This is a genomic window from Campylobacter sp. RM5063 (assembly GCF_024723655.1).
Lineage (GTDB): Bacteria > Campylobacterota > Campylobacteria > Campylobacterales > Campylobacteraceae > Campylobacter_D > Campylobacter_D lari_D.
In genome coordinates this window covers 1-18377 of record NZ_JANQDA010000023.1, presented here as the reverse complement: position 1 = coordinate 18377, position 18377 = coordinate 1, and the positions used below count along the sequence as shown (strand labels likewise).

The 18377-nt window shown below is 30.2% G+C and carries 18 protein-coding genes; 13 read left to right on the top strand and 5 right to left on the bottom strand.

Going from position 1 to position 18377, the window contains the following annotated elements; genetic code table 11:
• Positions 1 to 68 precede the first annotated feature (68 nt).
• From CAMP5063_RS07475 to lepA, 10 genes are read left to right on the top strand one after another with little or no spacing between them, the layout of a single operon-like run.
• A complete protein-coding gene (locus CAMP5063_RS07475) occupies positions 69 to 509 on the top strand; it encodes a c-type cytochrome (RefSeq protein ID WP_412175253.1) in 441 nt (146 codons plus the stop codon).
• Between the two features lie 14 nt (positions 510 to 523).
• Entirely contained in the window at positions 524 to 1636 is a 1113-nt protein-coding gene (locus tag CAMP5063_RS07470) for an ABC transporter substrate-binding protein (RefSeq protein ID WP_263671811.1), read from the top strand.
• 11 nt (positions 1637 to 1647) lie between these two features.
• The gene (locus tag CAMP5063_RS07465) at positions 1648 to 2763 is read left to right on the top strand and encodes an ABC transporter substrate-binding protein (protein WP_337195093.1); all 1116 of its coding nucleotides are present in this window, start codon (positions 1648 to 1650) and stop codon (positions 2761 to 2763) included.
• A gap of 21 nt (positions 2764 to 2784) precedes the next feature.
• Complete coding sequence (locus tag CAMP5063_RS07460) at positions 2785 to 3681, top strand: branched-chain amino acid ABC transporter permease (protein ID WP_220566316.1); 897 nt, start codon at positions 2785 to 2787, stop codon at positions 3679 to 3681.
• A gap of 1 nt (position 3682) precedes the next feature.
• Positions 3683 to 4714: a branched-chain amino acid ABC transporter permease gene (locus tag CAMP5063_RS07455; RefSeq protein WP_133319839.1), complete on the top strand. Its 1032-nt coding sequence runs from the start codon at positions 3683 to 3685 to the stop codon at positions 4712 to 4714.
• Positions 4711 to 5481 carry an ABC transporter ATP-binding protein gene (locus CAMP5063_RS07450; protein ID WP_133319838.1) on the top strand — a complete coding sequence of 257 codons (771 nt, stop codon included), beginning with the start codon at positions 4711 to 4713 and terminating at the stop codon, positions 5479 to 5481. Before CAMP5063_RS07455 ends, CAMP5063_RS07450 begins: the two co-directional genes overlap by 4 nt.
• Positions 5468 to 6163: an ABC transporter ATP-binding protein gene (locus CAMP5063_RS07445; protein ID WP_133319837.1), complete on the top strand. Its 696-nt coding sequence runs from the start codon at positions 5468 to 5470 to the stop codon at positions 6161 to 6163. The genes CAMP5063_RS07450 and CAMP5063_RS07445 overlap by 14 nt, the downstream gene beginning before the upstream one ends.
• Before the next feature lie 3 nt (positions 6164 to 6166).
• The gene (gene ccsB / locus CAMP5063_RS07440; protein WP_337195092.1) at positions 6167 to 9397 is read left to right on the top strand and encodes a c-type cytochrome biogenesis protein CcsB; all 3231 of its coding nucleotides are present in this window, start codon (positions 6167 to 6169) and stop codon (positions 9395 to 9397) included.
• 11 nt (positions 9398 to 9408) lie between these two features.
• Positions 9409 to 9834, top strand: a complete 426-nt coding sequence (locus CAMP5063_RS07435) for a hypothetical protein (RefSeq protein WP_220566314.1) — start codon at positions 9409 to 9411, stop codon at positions 9832 to 9834.
• 9 nt (positions 9835 to 9843) lie between these two features.
• Positions 9844 to 11634 carry a translation elongation factor 4 gene (lepA, locus tag CAMP5063_RS07430; protein ID WP_039628652.1) on the top strand — a complete coding sequence of 597 codons (1791 nt, stop codon included), beginning with the start codon at positions 9844 to 9846 and terminating at the stop codon, positions 11632 to 11634.
• A 30-nt stretch (positions 11635 to 11664) separates the two neighbouring features.
• Here lepA and CAMP5063_RS07425 read toward each other — a convergent pair whose 3' ends face one another.
• Positions 11665 to 12285, bottom strand: coding sequence for a hypothetical protein (locus tag CAMP5063_RS07425; protein ID WP_133319834.1), 621 nt, complete (start codon positions 12283 to 12285; stop codon positions 11665 to 11667).
• A 268-nt stretch (positions 12286 to 12553) separates the two neighbouring features.
• Between CAMP5063_RS07425 and CAMP5063_RS07420 the strand changes: the two genes are divergently transcribed.
• Entirely contained in the window at positions 12554 to 13882 is a 1329-nt protein-coding gene (locus CAMP5063_RS07420; protein WP_337195094.1) for an MATE family efflux transporter, read from the top strand.
• On the opposite strand, the gene CAMP5063_RS07415 is transcribed toward CAMP5063_RS07420, so the two are convergent.
• The 4 genes from CAMP5063_RS07415 to thiD are packed head-to-tail and all read right to left on the bottom strand — an operon-like array spanning position 13863 to position 16708.
• Positions 13863 to 14504 carry a uroporphyrinogen-III synthase gene (locus CAMP5063_RS07415; protein ID WP_318529913.1) on the bottom strand — a complete coding sequence of 214 codons (642 nt, stop codon included), beginning with the start codon at positions 14502 to 14504 and terminating at the stop codon, positions 13863 to 13865. The genes CAMP5063_RS07420 and CAMP5063_RS07415 overlap by 20 nt on opposite strands.
• Positions 14501 to 15127 carry a thiamine phosphate synthase gene (thiE, locus tag CAMP5063_RS07410; RefSeq protein WP_220566311.1) on the bottom strand — a complete coding sequence of 209 codons (627 nt, stop codon included), beginning with the start codon at positions 15125 to 15127 and terminating at the stop codon, positions 14501 to 14503. Before thiE ends, CAMP5063_RS07415 begins: the two co-directional genes overlap by 4 nt.
• Positions 15114 to 15896, bottom strand: a complete 783-nt coding sequence (gene thiM / locus CAMP5063_RS07405; RefSeq protein ID WP_337195091.1) for a hydroxyethylthiazole kinase — start codon at positions 15894 to 15896, stop codon at positions 15114 to 15116. Before thiM ends, thiE begins: the two co-directional genes overlap by 14 nt.
• Positions 15897 to 15898: 2 nt before the next feature.
• On the bottom strand, positions 15899 to 16708 hold the full coding sequence (gene thiD / locus CAMP5063_RS07400) for a bifunctional hydroxymethylpyrimidine kinase/phosphomethylpyrimidine kinase (protein WP_263728968.1): 810 nt from the start codon (positions 16706 to 16708) through the stop codon (positions 15899 to 15901).
• Positions 16709 to 16917: 209 nt separating this feature from the next.
• On the opposite strand from thiD, the gene CAMP5063_RS07395 reads away from it, so the two are divergent.
• Together CAMP5063_RS07395 and CAMP5063_RS07390 are read left to right on the top strand one after the other, a co-directional pair.
• On the top strand, positions 16918 to 17388 hold the full coding sequence (locus CAMP5063_RS07395; RefSeq protein ID WP_337195090.1) for a low molecular weight protein-tyrosine-phosphatase: 471 nt from the start codon (positions 16918 to 16920) through the stop codon (positions 17386 to 17388).
• Between the two features lie 77 nt (positions 17389 to 17465).
• Positions 17466 to 18377 (top strand): PDC sensor domain-containing protein (locus tag CAMP5063_RS07390; protein ID WP_220566310.1); only part of this gene is annotated, 912 nt, incomplete at its 3' end.

The window sequence follows — 18377 nt, the reverse complement described above, 5'->3', positions numbered from 1 at the left end:
GAGATTGAGATAAAATTGTTTATTTTTTTTAGATATAATCGAGCTTTATTTATATTTAAAAAAGGCATATTATGTTACGCTCATTTATAATTAGTATTTTATTTATAAATTCTTTAATGGCTTTTAATATAAAGTCTTTATTTACTTATACTTTTAATGATAATATTAGCTATGATTTAAAAAAAGCTAAAGAAATATATTTTAAAAACAAATGTAACACCTGTCACGGAGAAAATGGAGAAAAAAATTCTTATGGCAAAAAAGCTATTAAAGATTTAAGTCCAGAAGAAATCAAAGGTGCCTTAAAAGACTATGCTAATGGATATTTTGAAGATCAATCAAGCGATAGCATTCAAATGAGCATATACGCCAAAAAATTAAGTGAAAGTGATATGGATCACATTATAGCTTACTTAAAGGGGCAAAATTTTTCTATCGAGCTTAATCAAAAAGATCTTTTAGAAGAAGAACCTACACCAAAAACAAAACATAATACATTTTTAAAATAAAAAAAGGAGTTTTCATGAGAAAAAATCTACTGCTAGCTAGCTTGCTTTGTGCTAGTTCAATTTATGCTGCGGAAGTAAAAATAGGAGTTATTTTACCACTTACTGGCGCTTTAGCGGCTTATGGTAATGATGTATATGAAGGTATCAAACTAGCTAATACCTTAAATCCAAATTTAAAAAATGGAGATAATGTTAAAATCATAGCCATAGATACAAAAGGTGATAAAATAGAAGCAGCAAATGCCACCACTAGACTTATCTCTCAAGATAAAGTTTTAGGACTTATAGGTGAAGCTGTTACACCAAATACTATGCAAGTTTTATCTATAGCTGAAGAAAGGAAAATCCCAGTAATAGCTCCTGTTGCTTCAGGCGATAAACTTTTGGATAAAAAAAGCTACGCTAGTAGAGTTTGTTTTATGGATAGCTTCCAAGGAGATAAATTTGCAAACTATGCATATAAAGATTTAAATTTAAAAACTGTAGTTGTAATAGTTGATCAAAGCAATGTGTATTCACTAGGCTTAGCAAGAGCCTTTGAAAAAGAATTTAAACAAAATGGCGGAAAAATACTTAAAAAATTAACTATCTCATCGGGCGATAAAGACTTTAAAGCTATTGTTTCACAACTTAAAAGTATCAATCCTGACTTTGTTTATATGCCAATTTACCATCCAGAAGCAGCTTTAATAGCAAGACAAGCAAAAGCAGTTGGTTTTAATAAACTTTTAAGTGCAGGTGATGGGGTAAATAATAAAACATTTATTGAACTTGGGGGTGATGCTGTAAATGGAGTAATCTTTACCGATAGTTTTGATTATAACAATCCACCAACAACTTTGTCTAAAAATTTCATCAATGCTTATGAAAAAGATCATGGCACCAAAGAGCTTCCAGCATTTTCTGCTATGGGAGCTGATGCTTATTATGTAATGGTAAATGCAATGAATGAATGTGCCAATAATCTTAACGCACAATGCATTAATGAAAAAATTCATTCTACTAATAATTTTGAAGGCGTAGGTGGAGTTATAAGCATAGATGCTAGTGGCAATGCAAGTCGTTCTGTAGTTATAAAAGAAATACAAGAACAAAAACAAGTTTATAAAACTATTATTAATCCTTGAAAGGTTAAACTATGAAAAAAATTAGTATAGCTATATTGTCTATCATAGCTTGTAATATCATACAGGCAAAAGAAATTAACATTGGCGTAGTTTTACCTCTAACAGGATCTACTGCAGCTTATGGTCAAAGTGCTTTAGATGGAGTGAAAATTGCAAATTCTATGAAAAATACTTTAAGTAATGGTGATAAGATAAATCTTGTTGTAGTAGATACAAAAGGTGATAAAATAGAAAGCGCAAATGCTAGCACAAGATTAATTTCGCAAAATAAAGCTTATGCACTTATTGGAGAAATGCTAACAGCTAATACTTTACAAGTGATAAGAATTGGCGAGGAAAAAAAGATACCAGTGGTTGCTCCTGCAGCTACTGCTGATAAAATTTTAAATAAAAAATTATATGCCAGTAGAGTTTGTTTTATGGATAGCTTTCAAGGCTCGTCTTTAGCTACTTATGTAAAAAATAAGTTAAATTACACTAAAGCTGTGATTATTAGCGATCAAAGCGCGGATTATTCTTTAGGTTTAACTAGGGCCTTTGAAAAAGAATTTAGCAAACAAGGTGGAAAAATTTTAGATAAATTTAGAATTACAGCAGGTGATAAAGACTTTAAAGCTATACTTTCTCAAGTTAAAAATTTAAAACCTGATTTTATTTATCTTCCAGTATATTACACTGAGGCTTCCTTGTTCGCACGTCAAGCAAAAGCAATGGGTGTTAATATTCCTATGGGTTCAGCAGATGGAGTTGCCGATGAAACTTTTATCAATCTAGCTCAAGATGCAGCAGAAGGATATTTATTTACAGATAGTTTTGATTATAATAACCCTCCAACACAGCTTTCAAAAGACTTTATATTAGCCTATGAAAAAGAAAAACAAAGCAAAGAAGTTCCAAATTTTACAGCTATGGGTGCAGATGCATATTTTGTAATCTTTGAAGCTATGCAAAAATGCGTTAATGATTTCAATAGTGAATGTATCAACAACAACATTCATGCTACTTCTAAATTTGAAGGTGTTAGCGGGGTGATTAGTATAGACAAAACAGGTAATGCCACGCGCTCAATTGTTATAAAATCAATAGAGAATCAAAAACAAGTTTATAAAGACTCGATTCTACCATAAATAAAAATTTTAAGAGGTTCAATGGATAGTTCTTTAATTTTACAGCAAATTATAAATGGATTTAGTTTAGGCAGTATGTATGCACTTATCGCCATAGGCTATACAATGGTTTATGGTGTTTTAAGACTGATTAATTTCGCACATGGTGATATTATGATGGTGGGTGCATATTCAGCTTTATTTTGTGTTACAAGTATGAATGTACCTTTCTTAGGTGCTCTTTCTTTAGCTATGTTATTTGCAGCGGCCTTAGGTATAGCTATTGATAGGGTAGCTTATAAACCTCTAAGAAAAGCACCTAGAATTTCTTTACTTATCACAGCTATAGGTATAAGTTTTTTAATACAAAATGTATTTAATGTTTTATTTGGCTCAACACCAAAGTATTTTCCTGTGCCAAGTTATCTTGAAACAGTGATTAATTTTAATAATATCAGCATTAGTGTTAATAGTATTTTAGTGCCTATTTTGACATTTTTTATATTATTAGTGGTTTTATTCATACTTTATAAAAGCAAATATGGCATTGCTATTAGGGCTTTAGCTTTTGATATTCATACTGTAAATTTAATGGGAATTGATGCAAATCGTATTATCGCTATTGTATTTGCACTAGGTTCAGCTTTAGCTGCTATTGGTGGTATTTTTTGGGCTGTTAGTTATCCTTCTGTTGAACCTAGCATGGGAACTCTTATAGGACTTAAGGCCTTTGGCGCTGCTGTTTTAGGTGGTATTGGCTCTGTTGCCGGAGCAGTTTTAGGTGGTTTGATTATAGGTTTTACAGAGGTTGTTGTTGTTGCTATTTTCCCTGATCTTTCTGGTTTTAAAGATGCATTTGCATTTATCTTTTTGGTATTAATTTTACTTTTTAAACCAACTGGAATTTTGGGTATTAATTTTGAAAAAAGTAGGTTTTAAAATGATTGCAAGAAAAATTACACATTTAAGTTTCTTTATTATAGCGCTTGCTTTTCTTTTTATATCTCCTTATTTTTTTAACGATTATAAAATAGGAATTTTAAGCAATATTGCTATTTTTGTAATCTTAGCGGTAAGTTATAATCTTATCAATGGAGTTACAGGACAATTTTCATTAGAGCCAAATGGTTTTGTAGCTATAGGAGCTTATGTTGCGGCCTTAGTTTTACTTACAAGTGAAAGCAAAATCGATCAGTTTTCTTTAGAGGATCCAAGTAGTTTTATTTTGATGATTCATTCGCCAAGCTTTATTGTAGCTTTACTTGCTGCTGGGGTTTGTGCTATGCTTTTATCTTTAGTTTTAGCCTTTGCAGTATTTAGAGTTAGAGGAGATTATTTAGCTATTGTAACACTAGGCTTTGGAATTATTATCAAGCTTATGGCAATTAACTTTGCTTCTGTTACAAATGGCTCTTTGGGCTTAAACGATATTCCTAAACATACTACCTTATACTGGAGTGGTGGGATTGCTATATTTTCTGTTATTATCATCTTAAATATTGTTAGTTCAAAATTTGGTAGAGCCATGAAAGCTGTAAGAGATGATGAAGATGCAGCATTAGCAATGGGTATTAACACTTTTAATATTAAAACCTTAGCCTTTAGTACTTCAGCATTTTTAGAAGGTGTTGGAGGAGGCTTATTAGCTTGCGCACTAGCTTCAGTTTCACCTGAACAATTTGACTTTTTATTTACTTTTCAGCTTTTAATCATCATTGTTTTAGGCGGCTTAGGTTCAACTACTGGTGCTATCATAGGAGCTATTTTAGTAATAGGTGGAAGTGAGTATTTAAGATTTTTAGATGAGAGTATGAATATTTTTGGTTATGAAACTCCTGCTATGCCTGGTCTTAGAATGGTTGTGTTTTCTGTTATATTGATTTTAGTAATGCTTTTTGCAAGAAGAGGAATAATGGGTGATAAAGAATTAACAGATATTTTATTTAAGTTTTCTAAAAGGAATAAAAAATGATTTTAGAGCTTAAAAAAATCCATAAAAATTTTGGTGGAGTTAGTGCTATAGCAAATACTTCTTTTACTATAAAAGAAAGCGAAATTTTTGGACTTATAGGTCCAAATGGCGCAGGAAAAACGACACTATTTAATATTATTACAGGAAATTATAAACCAAGCAGTGGAGAAGTATTTTTTCTAGGAAAAAAGATTGACCATTTAAAGCCGCACAAAATAGTTCATCTAGGCATAGCAAGAACTTTTCAAAATATTAGACTTTTTTCTAGCATGAGTGTTTTAGAAAATGTATTAATTGGTTTTGATAAGAGTATTAAATATAATATTTTTGAAGCTTTTTTACATTTGGGAAGATTCTCCAAAGCAGAAAAAAATGCAAAAAAAGCAGCTTATGAAATTTTAGAACAACTCAATATTGCTCATTTGGCTGATGAAAGGGCCACTAGTTTAAGTTATGGACAACAAAGAAAAGTTGAAATAGCAAGAGCTTTAGCAACAAATCCTAAACTTTTATTGTTAGATGAACCAGCAGCAGGTATGAATTCAACAGAAAGCGATGATTTAGCCGAATTGATTTTTGATATAAGAAATAATAAAAAAATCAGCGTTTTGCTTATTGAGCATGATATGAAATTTGTAAATAAGCTTTGCGATAGGGTTATGGTGCTTGATTATGGTAAGACTATTTTTGAAGGAAAGCCAAGTGATGCTGTTCAAAATCCTGAAGTAATTAGTGCATATTTGGGAGATTTTAATGCTAGTAGTTAAAGATTTACATGTTTATTATGGCTTAATAGAAGCTGTTAAAGGTATAGATTTCACCATAAAAACAGGAAGTATAGTTAGCTTGATAGGCTCAAATGGTGCAGGAAAAACATCAACACTTAATGCAATGCTAAATTGTGTTAAAAAAACTGGTGAAGTAAGTTTTTTAGGTTATGACACTCAAAGACATTTACCTCATACTTTAGTACAAAAAGGTATAGCATTGGTACCTGAAGGAAGAAGAGTTTTTATAAATCTCACTATAGAAGAAAATTTAAAAATTGGTGCTTTTAATAATGCAGAAAACTATGAACATTTGAAAAATCAAATGTATAGACTTTTCCCAAGATTAAAAGATAAAAAAAATGCATTAGCGGGAACTCTAAGCGGTGGAGAAGCTCAAATGCTAGCTATTTCAAGAGCTCTTATGAGTGAGCCAAAACTTTTAATGCTAGATGAACCTTCGCTAGGGCTTGCTCCAAAAATAGTTGGAGAGGTTTTTGATATTATAGTCAAATTAAAAGAAGAAGGTATTACTATTTTATTAGTGGAACAAAATGCATTTTCAGCTTTAAAAATCAGCGATTATGCTTATGTTCTAGAAAATGGTAAAATCGCTATGCATGCACCTGCAAAAGATCTTATCGGTAATGATGAGATTAGAAAAAAATACCTTGGAGCTTAAATCATGAGAAGACAACTTTTAGCTTTTGGGGATATAAAAATTTCTATTTTTTTATTTTTAATTTTTGCCCTATTTTGCGCTCTAGCTACTTTTATAGAAAGTGCTTACAATACTCCAACAGCATGGGCCATGATATATGGAACATCTTGGTTTGGCTTTATACAACTCATACTAGGAATCAATCTTTTAACAGCTCTTTTTAAATATAAAATGTTTAACAAGAGAAAAATACCGCTTTTAATCTTTCATATCTCATTTTTATTTATATTACTAGGCTCGGCTATGACTAGATATATGGGATTTGAAGGAAATTTACACATTAGGGAAAACGAAAAAAATAATATCATTGAAACCTCAAAAAGTTATATCTACATAGCAACCTTAAAAGATGATAAAGTATATAGTGCTGCAAAATCTGAATATATTGCCACTTTACCTTTTGTAAATGATTTTTCATTTGATTTAATACTACCTGATGAAAAAGCTCAAATTTCATATGAAAATTTGATTTTAGATGCAAAAGAAATTTATATCGATGATAACAACTCTGCTCCTCTTTTATCTTTAATGCTTTCACAAAATAACGAATCTAAAGAATTGCTTTTTCAAGCAGGGGATATAAAAAATATCAATGGTGTCAATATAGCATTTTTAAACGACTCTGCTCCAAGTCCTTATATAAAAATTGATAAAGATCTAAAGCTTAGTGCTGATTTTGATTTAAAATACATGTCAATGAGTGATGGTAAAGAAAACATTTTAAAAGCAAATCAAAAAGCACAAGCTAAAGATTTAAGATTATATTCTTTTAATGATATTAATTTAGTGGTAAAATTTGCTTCTTTACATGGTAAAAAAACCTTAGAAGGTATTAATCAAGCTCAAGATGAAAGCTTTTTTACTTGGTTTAAAAATAGTTGGATAGAGCTAGGACGCAATGCTTTGATTTCTTTATTTGGTGAGGCAAAATACTGGAATAATTCTTTATTAAATAATTTCAAAGACTTTGCACAAAGCACTAAATATATGCCAACTCAACTTTCAGAAAATGCTATTAATGCTTTAAAATTAAAATTAAGCTATAAAGGAGAATCTAAAGAAGTTTTCCTAGTAGAATACAACTCGCCTATCCGTATTGATGTAGCAGGTCAACCTTTCTTTTTAAGATGGGGTCCTAAAGGAATAGAAATGCCATTTGAAATGCACTTAAAAGACTTTGAACTAGAACGCTATCCTGGTTCGATGTCGCCTATGTCTTATGCAAGTTATGTGGAAATTGATAATGCCGAACAAAAATTAGAATATAAGATTTTTATGAATAATGTTTTAGATTATCAAGGTTATAGATTTTACCAAAGTTCTTATGATCAAGATGAGCTTGGCACCATACTTTCAGTTAATAAAGATCCGGGTAAAATTCCTACATATATTGGATATTTTTTACTTACATTAGGAATGTTTTTAAATATTTTAAATCCTCATTCAAGATTTAGGACTTTAGCTAAATTAATCAATCAAGACACCTTGAAAAAAACAAGTGCGATATTGACATTTATATTAGTTTTTTTTGCAAGCCAAAATACTTATGCAAATGAACCCATCAAGGTAGATGAAACACATGCTAAAGAACTTGCTTCTTTGGTAGTGCAAAAACCTGATGGTAGAATGGTTCCTTTTAATACTTTAGCTATGGAAGTTTTAGAAAAAATATACAAAAACACAACCTTTCAAGGCCAAAGTGCCGAAGCAACTATCATATCAATGATTTTTGATGGCAGTGCATGGTATGATAAAGATATTATATTTATGCCAACAAGTCGCTTGGTTAATGAAGAAATTTCTAAAATTTTAGGTATTGAACCTAGAGCTTATACTAGTTTTAAAGATTTTTTCACTACAGATGCTTATAAACTACAAAAATATGTAGAAAATGCTAATAGAAAAAATCCAAATCGTAGAAGTGTTTTTGATAAAGAAATAATCAAGCTTGATGAAAGAGTAAATATTGTAAATTTAATTTTTTCAGGAGATATTTTTAAATTTATTCCACTGCAAAATAGCACCAATAATCAATGGGTGGCACCACGCGAAGCATATATAGGTTTAAAAGGCGAAGAAGGTAAAGAAGTAAGAAGCATTTTAGAAAATTATTTCAATGCAGTTAGTAATTCTATTGCACATAACAACTGGGATGAAGCAACTAAAAATTTAAATATTATCAAAAATTACCAAGAAAAATACGGCCATGAAGTTATGCCAAGTGCTAAAAAAATTAATACAGAAATCTTTTTCAACAAAAGTCAAATTTTTGTAAATCTTGCTCCGCTTTATTTATGCGCTGGATTTTTACTTTTGATTATAGTTTTTGTTAAAATGCTTCTGCCAAAAATTCGCATTGATTTTATATTTAAATGTGTTTATGTGTTTAATATTGTGGCATTTTTCATCCATACTCTAGGTTTGGCTTTGCGTTGGTATATAGCAGGTCGTGCTCCATGGAGTAATGCATATGAGAGCATGGTTTATATAGCTTGGGCTTTATCATTATCTGGAATTTTCTTTTCGAGAAAAAGTCCTATTGCACTTTCTTTAACCTCTATTTTAGCAGGAGTTACTTTAGGTGTAGCTCATCTTAGCCAAATGGATCCGCAAATTACCAATTTAGTTCCTGTGTTGCAATCTTATTGGCTAACAATACATGTTTCGGTTATTACTGCTAGCTATGGATTTTTAGGATTATGTGCATTATTAGGTATATTTGTACTTATTTTATTATGTATGCTAAAAATCAATAGCAAACATAATGAAAACATTTTAAGAAATATTACAGAAGCAACAAGAATCAACGAAATGGCTATGATTTTAGGACTTTGCTTACTTACAGTTGGAAATTTCTTAGGTGCTATATGGGCAAATGAAAGTTGGGGAAGATATTGGAGTTGGGACTCTAAAGAAACTTGGGCTTTAATTAGTATTTTAGTTTATGCAGCTATTTTGCACATTAGAATGGTACCAAAATGGGCAAATCAATACATTTTTGCAGTTTGCTCCATGTTTGCATATTGGGTAATTATCATGACTTATTTTGGTGTAAATTACTTTTTAACTGGTATGCATTCTTATGCAGCAGGAGATTCTGTGAAAATTCCTGATTATGTGTATTGGGGATTTTTATTTATGGTAGCATTAAGCTTAGCAAGTTATTTTAAAAGATCTTATGCAACAAAATTATAGGAAAGTTTTAAATGAATAATTCTCTTTTTATTTTTTTAGTTATAGCTTTAGTGATAATTATCATACTTGGAATTCTTTTGGTATTATTTTTCATGCACAAAGAAAAACAACCAAGCAAATCAAATCCAGCTAAAACTCCAAAAATAAGTAATATAGAAGATTTTATATCTAAAGCAAATAATGCAAGCAACTCTCAAGAAATTCAAGCTTTAATTTTGCAATTTTTAAATTCACAAAAACTAGGATCTAATCCAAAAGACAGCGCCACTAAAAGAAAACTTGATTTTATTAGTGCTATTTCAGCCAATGCTAATGCTACTCCTAAAAACATTTCATTTTTAAACAATGAGCTAAAAAAAAGATATAAAGCTTTGAAAAAAGAAATTGATGCTTATGAGCAAATAGGCCTAGCAAAAAGAAAAATGAGACAATCTTAAGGTTTTTTGATGAAAAATATTAGAAATTTCTCTATTATAGCTCATATTGATCATGGTAAAAGCACATTAGCTGATAGAATTATCAGCGAATGCGGAGCTATTAGCGATAGACAAATGAGCGCCCAAGTAATGGATACTATGGATATAGAAAAAGAGCGTGGGATAACTATAAAAGCTCAATCTGTGCGTTTAAATTATAAATTCAACAATGAAGAATATGTATTAAATTTAATAGACACTCCGGGCCATGTTGATTTTTCCTATGAAGTAAGTCGTTCTTTGGCAAGTTGCGAAGGGGCTTTACTTGTTGTTGATGCTTCTCAAGGAGTAGAGGCTCAAACTATAGCCAATGTTTATATAGCCTTAGAAAACGATCTTGAAATCATACCAGTGATTAATAAAATTGATCTTCCTTCGGCTGATATTGAAAAGGTTAAACACGAAATAGAGCATATTATAGGAATTGATTGCTCTAATGCAATTTGTGTTAGCGCAAAAACAGGTGTAGGTATAAAAGAACTCATAGAAACTATCATCACAAAAATTCCTGCACCAAAAACTGATGATGAAGCACCTACTAAAGCTTTAATTTATGATTCTTGGTTTGATAATTATCTTGGAGCTTTGGCTTTAGTTAGAATTTATGAGGGAAATATTGCTAAAAATGATGAAGTTTTAGTTATGAGTACAGATAAAAAACATCTCGTGCAAGATCTTTTCTATCCTCATCCATTAAGCCCTATAAAAACTAAAAAATTAGAATCAGGTGAAGTGGGTGTTATCGTGCTTGGACTTAAAAATGTCGCCGATGTTCAAGTAGGTGACACCATAACACTAACTAAAAATAAAGCAAAAGAAGCCATTGGTGGTTTTGAAAAAGCCAAAGCTTTTGTTTTTGCAGGATTATATCCTATAGAAACGGATAAATTTGAAGATTTAAGAGATGCTTTAGATAAATTAAAACTTAATGATAGTTCTATTACCTATGAACCTGAAACTTCATTAGCTTTAGGATTTGGCTTTAGAGTTGGTTTTTTAGGTCTTTTGCATATGGAGGTTATTAAAGAAAGACTTGAGCGTGAGTTTAACCTTGATTTAATTGCTACTGCTCCAACTGTTACTTATGAAATTTATCAAACCGATGGAGAAGTTTTAAAAATTCAAAATCCAAGCGAACTGCCTCCGGTAAATAAAATCGATCATATAAAAGAACCTTATGTAAAAGCAACTATCATAACTCCAAGCGAATACCTAGGGAATTTAATCACTCTTTTAAATCGCAAACGCGGTATGCAAGTTAAGATGGATTACATCACTCCTGAGCGCGTTTTACTTGAGTATGATATACCTTTAAACGAAATCGTTATGGACTTTTACGATAAACTTAAATCACTTACCAAAGGCTATGCTAGTTTTGATTATGAGCCTATTGAATTTAGAGTGGGAGATCTTGTAAAACTTGATATTAAAGTAGCTGGTGAAAATGTCGATGCACTAAGCATCATAGTGCCAAATGAAAAAGCACTAAGCAAGGGCAGAGAGCTTGTAAAAGCGATGAAAGAAATCGTCCCAAGACAGCTTTTTGAAGTTGCTATCCAAGCAAGCATAGGAAATAAAATTATCGCAAGAGAAAATGTAAAATCCATGGGTAAAAATGTAACCGCAAAATGTTATGGTGGGGATATTACTAGAAAAAGAAAACTTCTTGAAAAACAAAAAGAAGGTAAAAAAAGAATGAAAGCTATTGGTAAGGTGCATTTACCTCAAGAAGCATTTTTAAGTGTTTTAAAAATAGACTAAATCCCTAGTTTATATACTAGGGATATAAATTTATGCATTGATATCTAAAGAATTTCCACCCATTTCATTAATTTTTTGAGTTACTGTTTCAATAGCTTTATCAATTGTCTCATAGCTGATATCAGGAAGTTTGCCACCCCACATTTTTTCCGCTTGTGCAAATCCTGCTTTTAGACCCTCTAAACCTTTTTGAAGTTTTTCCATGTCTTCACCAGCCCCGTTAATAACAAAATCAGCCAATCTTTGAGATGTTTTTGCTACACCAAAATATCCATCTTCCCCAATAAGCTCTTTTGCTTCATCAGCATTTAAACTAAGTATATCTTTACCTTCATATCCTATAGCTTTAAAATCTACATTTGATAAAATAGCTGTTAAAGAATCCTTAGATTGAGCTCCTTGAAAAATCCCTGCCTGAGATAGACCATTGGATGAACTCATGCTAAATACTTGCTGCATAAAATTCATAGCATAAAGCTCGGTTATGCCTTTTCCTCCCATACTAGCAAGCTTACTAAGCTTATCCTCATCTATATCTTTTGTGCTATTAGCACTTTTGGTATTGGCATCTTCAAGTTTTGTATTCAAATTAGCCTTCCTATTGCTAACTTGCGACTCTACTGCCACGCGTGAATACGAATTTATTTGCATCCTTGCTCCTTTTTTGTGGGTTTATAAAAATCGTCTAAAAAAAATTAAAATTTACATTAAGAAATTTATAATTACAGCTTAAATATAATGCCAAATATTTATTATATTTTTAAAATTTGGGTGATATAAATGTTTTTCAAAGATTTTTTCATTATCATTGTTGATCCATATTTTAAAGATATTATAGAAGGCATAGAATCTCTTTATTAAATTTATTTTATCTATAAAATTTTAAATAAAATAATTTTTAATAAGGAAAGCTATGTCAATACATAATTTTTACACTACATTAAATCCTACCACACTTTTTATAAAATGTGCTTTGCCAAACATAGCTAGCATGGCTTTTATTTATCTTTATGTGATTATTGATGGAATTTTTGTTGGAAGATATTTAGGTTCAGATGCGCTTGCTGCTATGAATTTAATGATGCCTTTTATCATGATAAGTTTTGCTCTAGCTGATATGATAGCCATAGGTTCATCAGTGCAAATAGCAATTAATCTAGGTAAAGGAAAAATTGAAAAAGCAAGAGCTATTTTTTCTTTTTGTATAGTTCTTATTTTTGCAATTTCTTGTTTAATGGGAATTTTAGGATTTTTCTTAGCAAAAACATTAAGTGTTTTTATGGGAGCTAATGAGAATATTCAAAGTTTATCTACTGAATATATGCAAATTTTTGCCATTTTTGCTCCCTTTATTATGCTAGCTTTTGCTATGGATAATTATCTTAGGATTTGTGGAAAAACTTTTTATAGCATGATAGTTAATATCATTACTGCTTTGAGCAATATTTTTCTTGATTGGCTTTTTATAGTGGTTTTTGATTGGGGACTTTTTTCAGCAGCTTTAGCAACTTGCATAGGTATGTTTTTAGGAAGCATTTTAGGGATATTACCTTTTGTTTTTAAAGATTTAACTTTAAAATTTAAAAAACCAATAATCAAGCTGCAAATACTAAAAAATATACTCTATAATGGCTCATCTGAATTTTTTTCTAATATTTCTAGCTCTTTTTATACCATCTTAGCTAATGCTTTCTTGCTTAAACTTTCTGGAAGTACAGCTGTTGCAGCATTTTCTGTGATTTTATATCTTAGTACTTTTGTTTTCATGCTAGTTTTGGCCATGTGTGATGCTATGCAACCTGCATTAAGTTATAATTATGGACACAAAAATATTGCAAGAATTCAAGCTATTTTTAAAAGAATGTTTTTTGCTTCTTGGGGTGTAAGCACAATAGTGTTTTTATTTGTTTATTTTTTCAATAACCTTATAGTAAGTGTTTTTAACAAAGATAACAACCAAGATTTTATCCATATAGCACAAAATGCCTTAATATTTTTTTCTTTTTCTTTTTTATTTTCTTGGTTTGGAAAACTCTGCGCTTCATTTTTCACAGCACTTGATAAACCCTTACTTTCTTTAGGAATTTCTATTTCCCAAAGTCTTATTTTCCCATTTTTATCCTTATTTATACTAACGCAATTTTTAGGAGTAAATGGAGTTTGGCTAGCCACTTTAGTGGGTGATATTTGTATGATTTTTATTGCCTCATTTTTATTATATAAAACTTTTAAAAATCTAAACTCTTAGCTAATTTTAAACAAGAGTTTAGATTTTGTTCTTTACATATATATAAATTTTTAAAATTACGAAGTTTTAAAGCTGTACTTTGACCTATAACTACAACTTTATCTTCTTTTTCTAATGCAAAAAATTTCAAAAATTGCTCCATGCTTGATGGAGCGCTAAAGATAAAAACACTTGGATGATGTATTTTTAACTCATCTTTTTTAGGCTCTATGGCTATATTTTCATAAACGATTAATTGTTTTAAAAGGATATTTTCTTTCAGTAAATACTCATCAAGACCTGAACTAATTTTCTTCGCTCTTAAATAAAGACATTTTTTATTTTTAAACTCAAATAAAAACTCACTAGCTAAATTTTTACCATAAGCCTTGCTAGGATATTTGACATTTTTAAAGCCAAGCTCTTTTGCAAAATCAGCACTTTTTTCTCCCACAGCATAAAGTTTAATATTAAAATCAATTTTGTTTTTACTTGACATTAATGCTTTTAATGCATTCTTGGAGCTAATGATTAAACAATCAAATTCCTTTAAATTAACTTCAAAATCAAGAAATTTAATTTCATTTAATCTTATAGTCTTAACACCATCAAATTCTTTATCCCCTATAAAATAAATCATTATTTTCCTATAAAAGTTTTATCAAAATTTGATCTTAAATTTAAAGTTGCTATATAAGGATCATTTGCTTGCATTATCGCTCTAACCACAGCTATACCTTGTATATTACAATCTTTAAGCAAATTTAAATTAACTTCATCTATCCCACCTATAGCCACAATAGGTAAAGAAGCTAAACTAGCAATTTCTTTTAATCCATCTATGCCAAGCACAACACAATCTTGCTTGCTAGGCGTAGTAAAAACAGCCCCCACTCCAAGATAAGTAGCACCTTGAGTATTAATAAGATCATTTTTATGATTGATCGTAAGCCCTATGATTTTTTCTTCGCCTAAAAGCTCCCTTGCTTTTTTTAAAGGCATATCCTTTTGTCCTATATGCACTCCATTTGCATTCACAGCCATGGCTATATCGATTCTATCATTTATCACAAAAGGTGTGTTGTATTTTTCACACAAAGCTTTAACTTTTAAAGCAAGATTATAAAATTCTAAAGTACTAAGATTTTTCTCTCTAAGTTGTAAAATATCAATCTTAGCTTTCAAAGAAGCTTCTAAAATATTTAAAAACTCGCTTTCGCTTTTTTCACCCTTGCTTGCGACAAGATAAATTTTAAATGATTTCATATTTGGCTCTTTTTTTGATTTCTTCATCATCTAAATTACTTAAAGCATCGATTAAATTCACTCTAAAACTACCACTTCCACTAGAAAGCTCTTGAGCGATTTCGCTAGCTATGCCAAAACTAAGCAAAGCATATAAACTAGCCTGAAATTTATCTTCTAACGCTCCTGCAAAAACTCCACACAAAGAAGCACACATACAACCTGCTCCAGTTATCTTAGTAGCCATGATTGAGCCATTATAAATTTTAGCAATATGCTCTTGATTTATAATATAATCAATTTTTCCAGTTATAGCCAAAACACGCTTGGTTTTATAAGAGTATTCTTTAGCTTTTTCTAAAAACTCATTATCGATTACAAAAGTACTATCAACCCCTCTTGCTTTACCATCTAAACCTATAACACTAGCCATTTCAGATGCATTTGCCTTAACAATACTAATACCTTTTAGATTAAGTAATTCAAAATTAATCTCATCTCTTGCCTTACTCACACCCAAAGCAACAGGATCAAAAACTATAGGTTTATTTAATAAAGCATATTCTTTAGTTGCTTTTAACATAGAATTTGCTATAAGTTGATTAATCGTACCTGTGTTTAATACTAAGGCTGAACTTATTCTAGCAAAATCAGCTTGCTCTTCATAAAAATCAGCCATAGCAGCACTTGCTCCCATTGCTATAGTTACATTTGCGCAATCATTAGCTGTAACATAATTAGTAATATGATGAATCAAAGGATTTTTTTCTCTTACTGCTTTAATAATCATTTTTACTCCTTGTCATATTGAAAAAAATGATTAGTCGGGCCACAACCTTTTCCAAGTGCTAAAGAATTTAATATAGCTCCATACACATAATCTTTAGCAAGTTTTATAGCTTTATGTTTTTCTTTACCTAAGGCAAGATTACTAGCTATAGCTGAACTTAATGTACAACCTGTGCCGTGTGTATTTTTTGTATTAATTTTTTCTGCTTTAAAAATACTAAATTCCTTTCCATCATAAAAAACATCATTGGTATTATATTTACTATGTCCACCTTTAATCAAAACACTTTTTGCACCTTCTTTGTGAAGTTTTATAGCGGCTTTTTTCATATCCTCATCATTAAGTATTTTAAAATCACACAAAAACTCAGCCTCGGGAATATTTGGAGTAAGTACATCAGCTAAAGATAAAATTTCATCTTTAAAAAACTGACAATTTTCTAAAGGCATTAAAGCATAGCCATTTTTTGCAAACATCACAGGATCGATCACTACATTTTTAGCTTTAAAGCGCAATAAATTTTCTTTTACACAAATTATAATTTCCTTTGAACCTAGCATTCCAATTTTTACAGCAGCTGGCTCTATGTCTTCATAAACTGCTAGCATTTGCTCATCTATTATCTTAGTGGGTATATCAAAACAAGAAATCACCCTTGCAGTATTTTCAGCCACAACGCTTAAAACTACACTCATACCAAATAAATTATGAGCGCTAAAAGTTTTTAAATCAGCTTGTATGCCAGCTCCACCACTACAATCACTTCCTGCTATAGTTAAGATAGGAATTTTAGTTTTTGTTTTTGCTTGTATCATTTTTATCCTTTTTTTATAAAAAAGGAAAGTTTTTGCAAGAATTCAAAGTTTGCATTACCAAACTTCTCAAGGGTCGAAGTTATACTTCCTCTCAGCAAAAGCTCCCCATTAATGAAAAATTATATCTTAGTTTTAATTAATCTTTAAAAATATTTTGAAATACTGCTATAATTTTGAAAAAACTACACAAAAATAAAAGGAAAAATATGACTAAAATTATTTTTGTTTGTTTAGGTAATATTTGTCGTTCTCCCATGGCCGAATTTATTATGAAAGATCTTTTAATAAAAGCAAATTTAAATAATGAATTTATTATTTCTAGTGCAGGTACTTCAGGTTACCACGATGGGGAGGATATGCATTATAAAACTAAAGCTTTATTAGATAACAAAAATATAAATTCTAAGCCATTTTGCAGCAAAAAACTAAATTTAAAAATGTGCGAGGATAATGATTTAATTATCGTAATGGATAATTCTAATTATAATGATATAGTTAAAAATTTTCCAAATGCAAAACATAAAATTCATAAAATCACTTCTTTTGCCTTAGAATTAGGATATGACGAAGTGCCTGATCCTTGGTATAGTGGGAATTTTGATGAGACTTACACTATACTTTCAAAAGCATGTTTTGGGCTCTTAAATACTCTTTATAAAAATTTATTGTTTAAATAATATTTGTTTATTTTTTAATTTTTAATGATATAATAAACTCATTTAAAATTCACCATAACATCAAAGGAGTTTAATTAATGAAAAGTATCAAATTAAAAATTTCATTAATAGCAAACATTATAGCTATAGTATGTCTTATAATACTTGGCGTTGTTAGTTTTATTTTTACAAAAAAAGCCTTAAATTATGAGGTAGTAAAAGCTGAAACTAATTATGTAAGAACTGCAGAAAAATCAATGAGAGATTTCAAAAAGCTCAATGTGCATTCTTTGGAAAAACTTTCTCAAGCCATCTTAAAGCTTCCATATAGCGAACTTAACACTCAAGAAAAACTTATGGATAATACAGGTAATTTACTAAAAACAGTTAGAGATATGAATAGTTATTTAGCTGTTTATATAGCTCAGCCAAGCGGTGAGTTAATAGTAAGTGATCCAGATAGCGATAGCAAAGGCTTAGATTATGGAATTTACGGAAAAGCAGATAATTACGATGCTACTACAAGAGAATTTTATATAGAAGCTAGAAAGAAAAATGGCTTATACATTACCGCATCTTATATTGATGCAACAACTGGTTTACCATGTTTTACCTACTCTATGCCATTAATCAAAGATGGTAAATTTATAGGTATACTAGCTATTGATGTTTTGGTAAAAGATCTACAAAACGAATTTAGCGAACTACCAGGAAGAACCTTTGTATTTGACCAAGCTTATACTGTATTTGCCTCAACTGACAAATCATTAGTTAGCGATAAGCAAAATCCAGATATTATAACAGTTGCTAAAGCTTATGAAAAAGCTGGTGATTATAATATTTTCAGCTATACCACACAAAATGGTAACAATAGATTTGGTATTTGTGTTAATGTTGATGGTTATACAACTTGTGCGGGCGAAAATATAGAAGTTATTGAAGCTCCTGCTTTAAAAATAGCTTATATTCAAACTACTATTGTTATTTTTACAAGTATAGCTAGTATCATT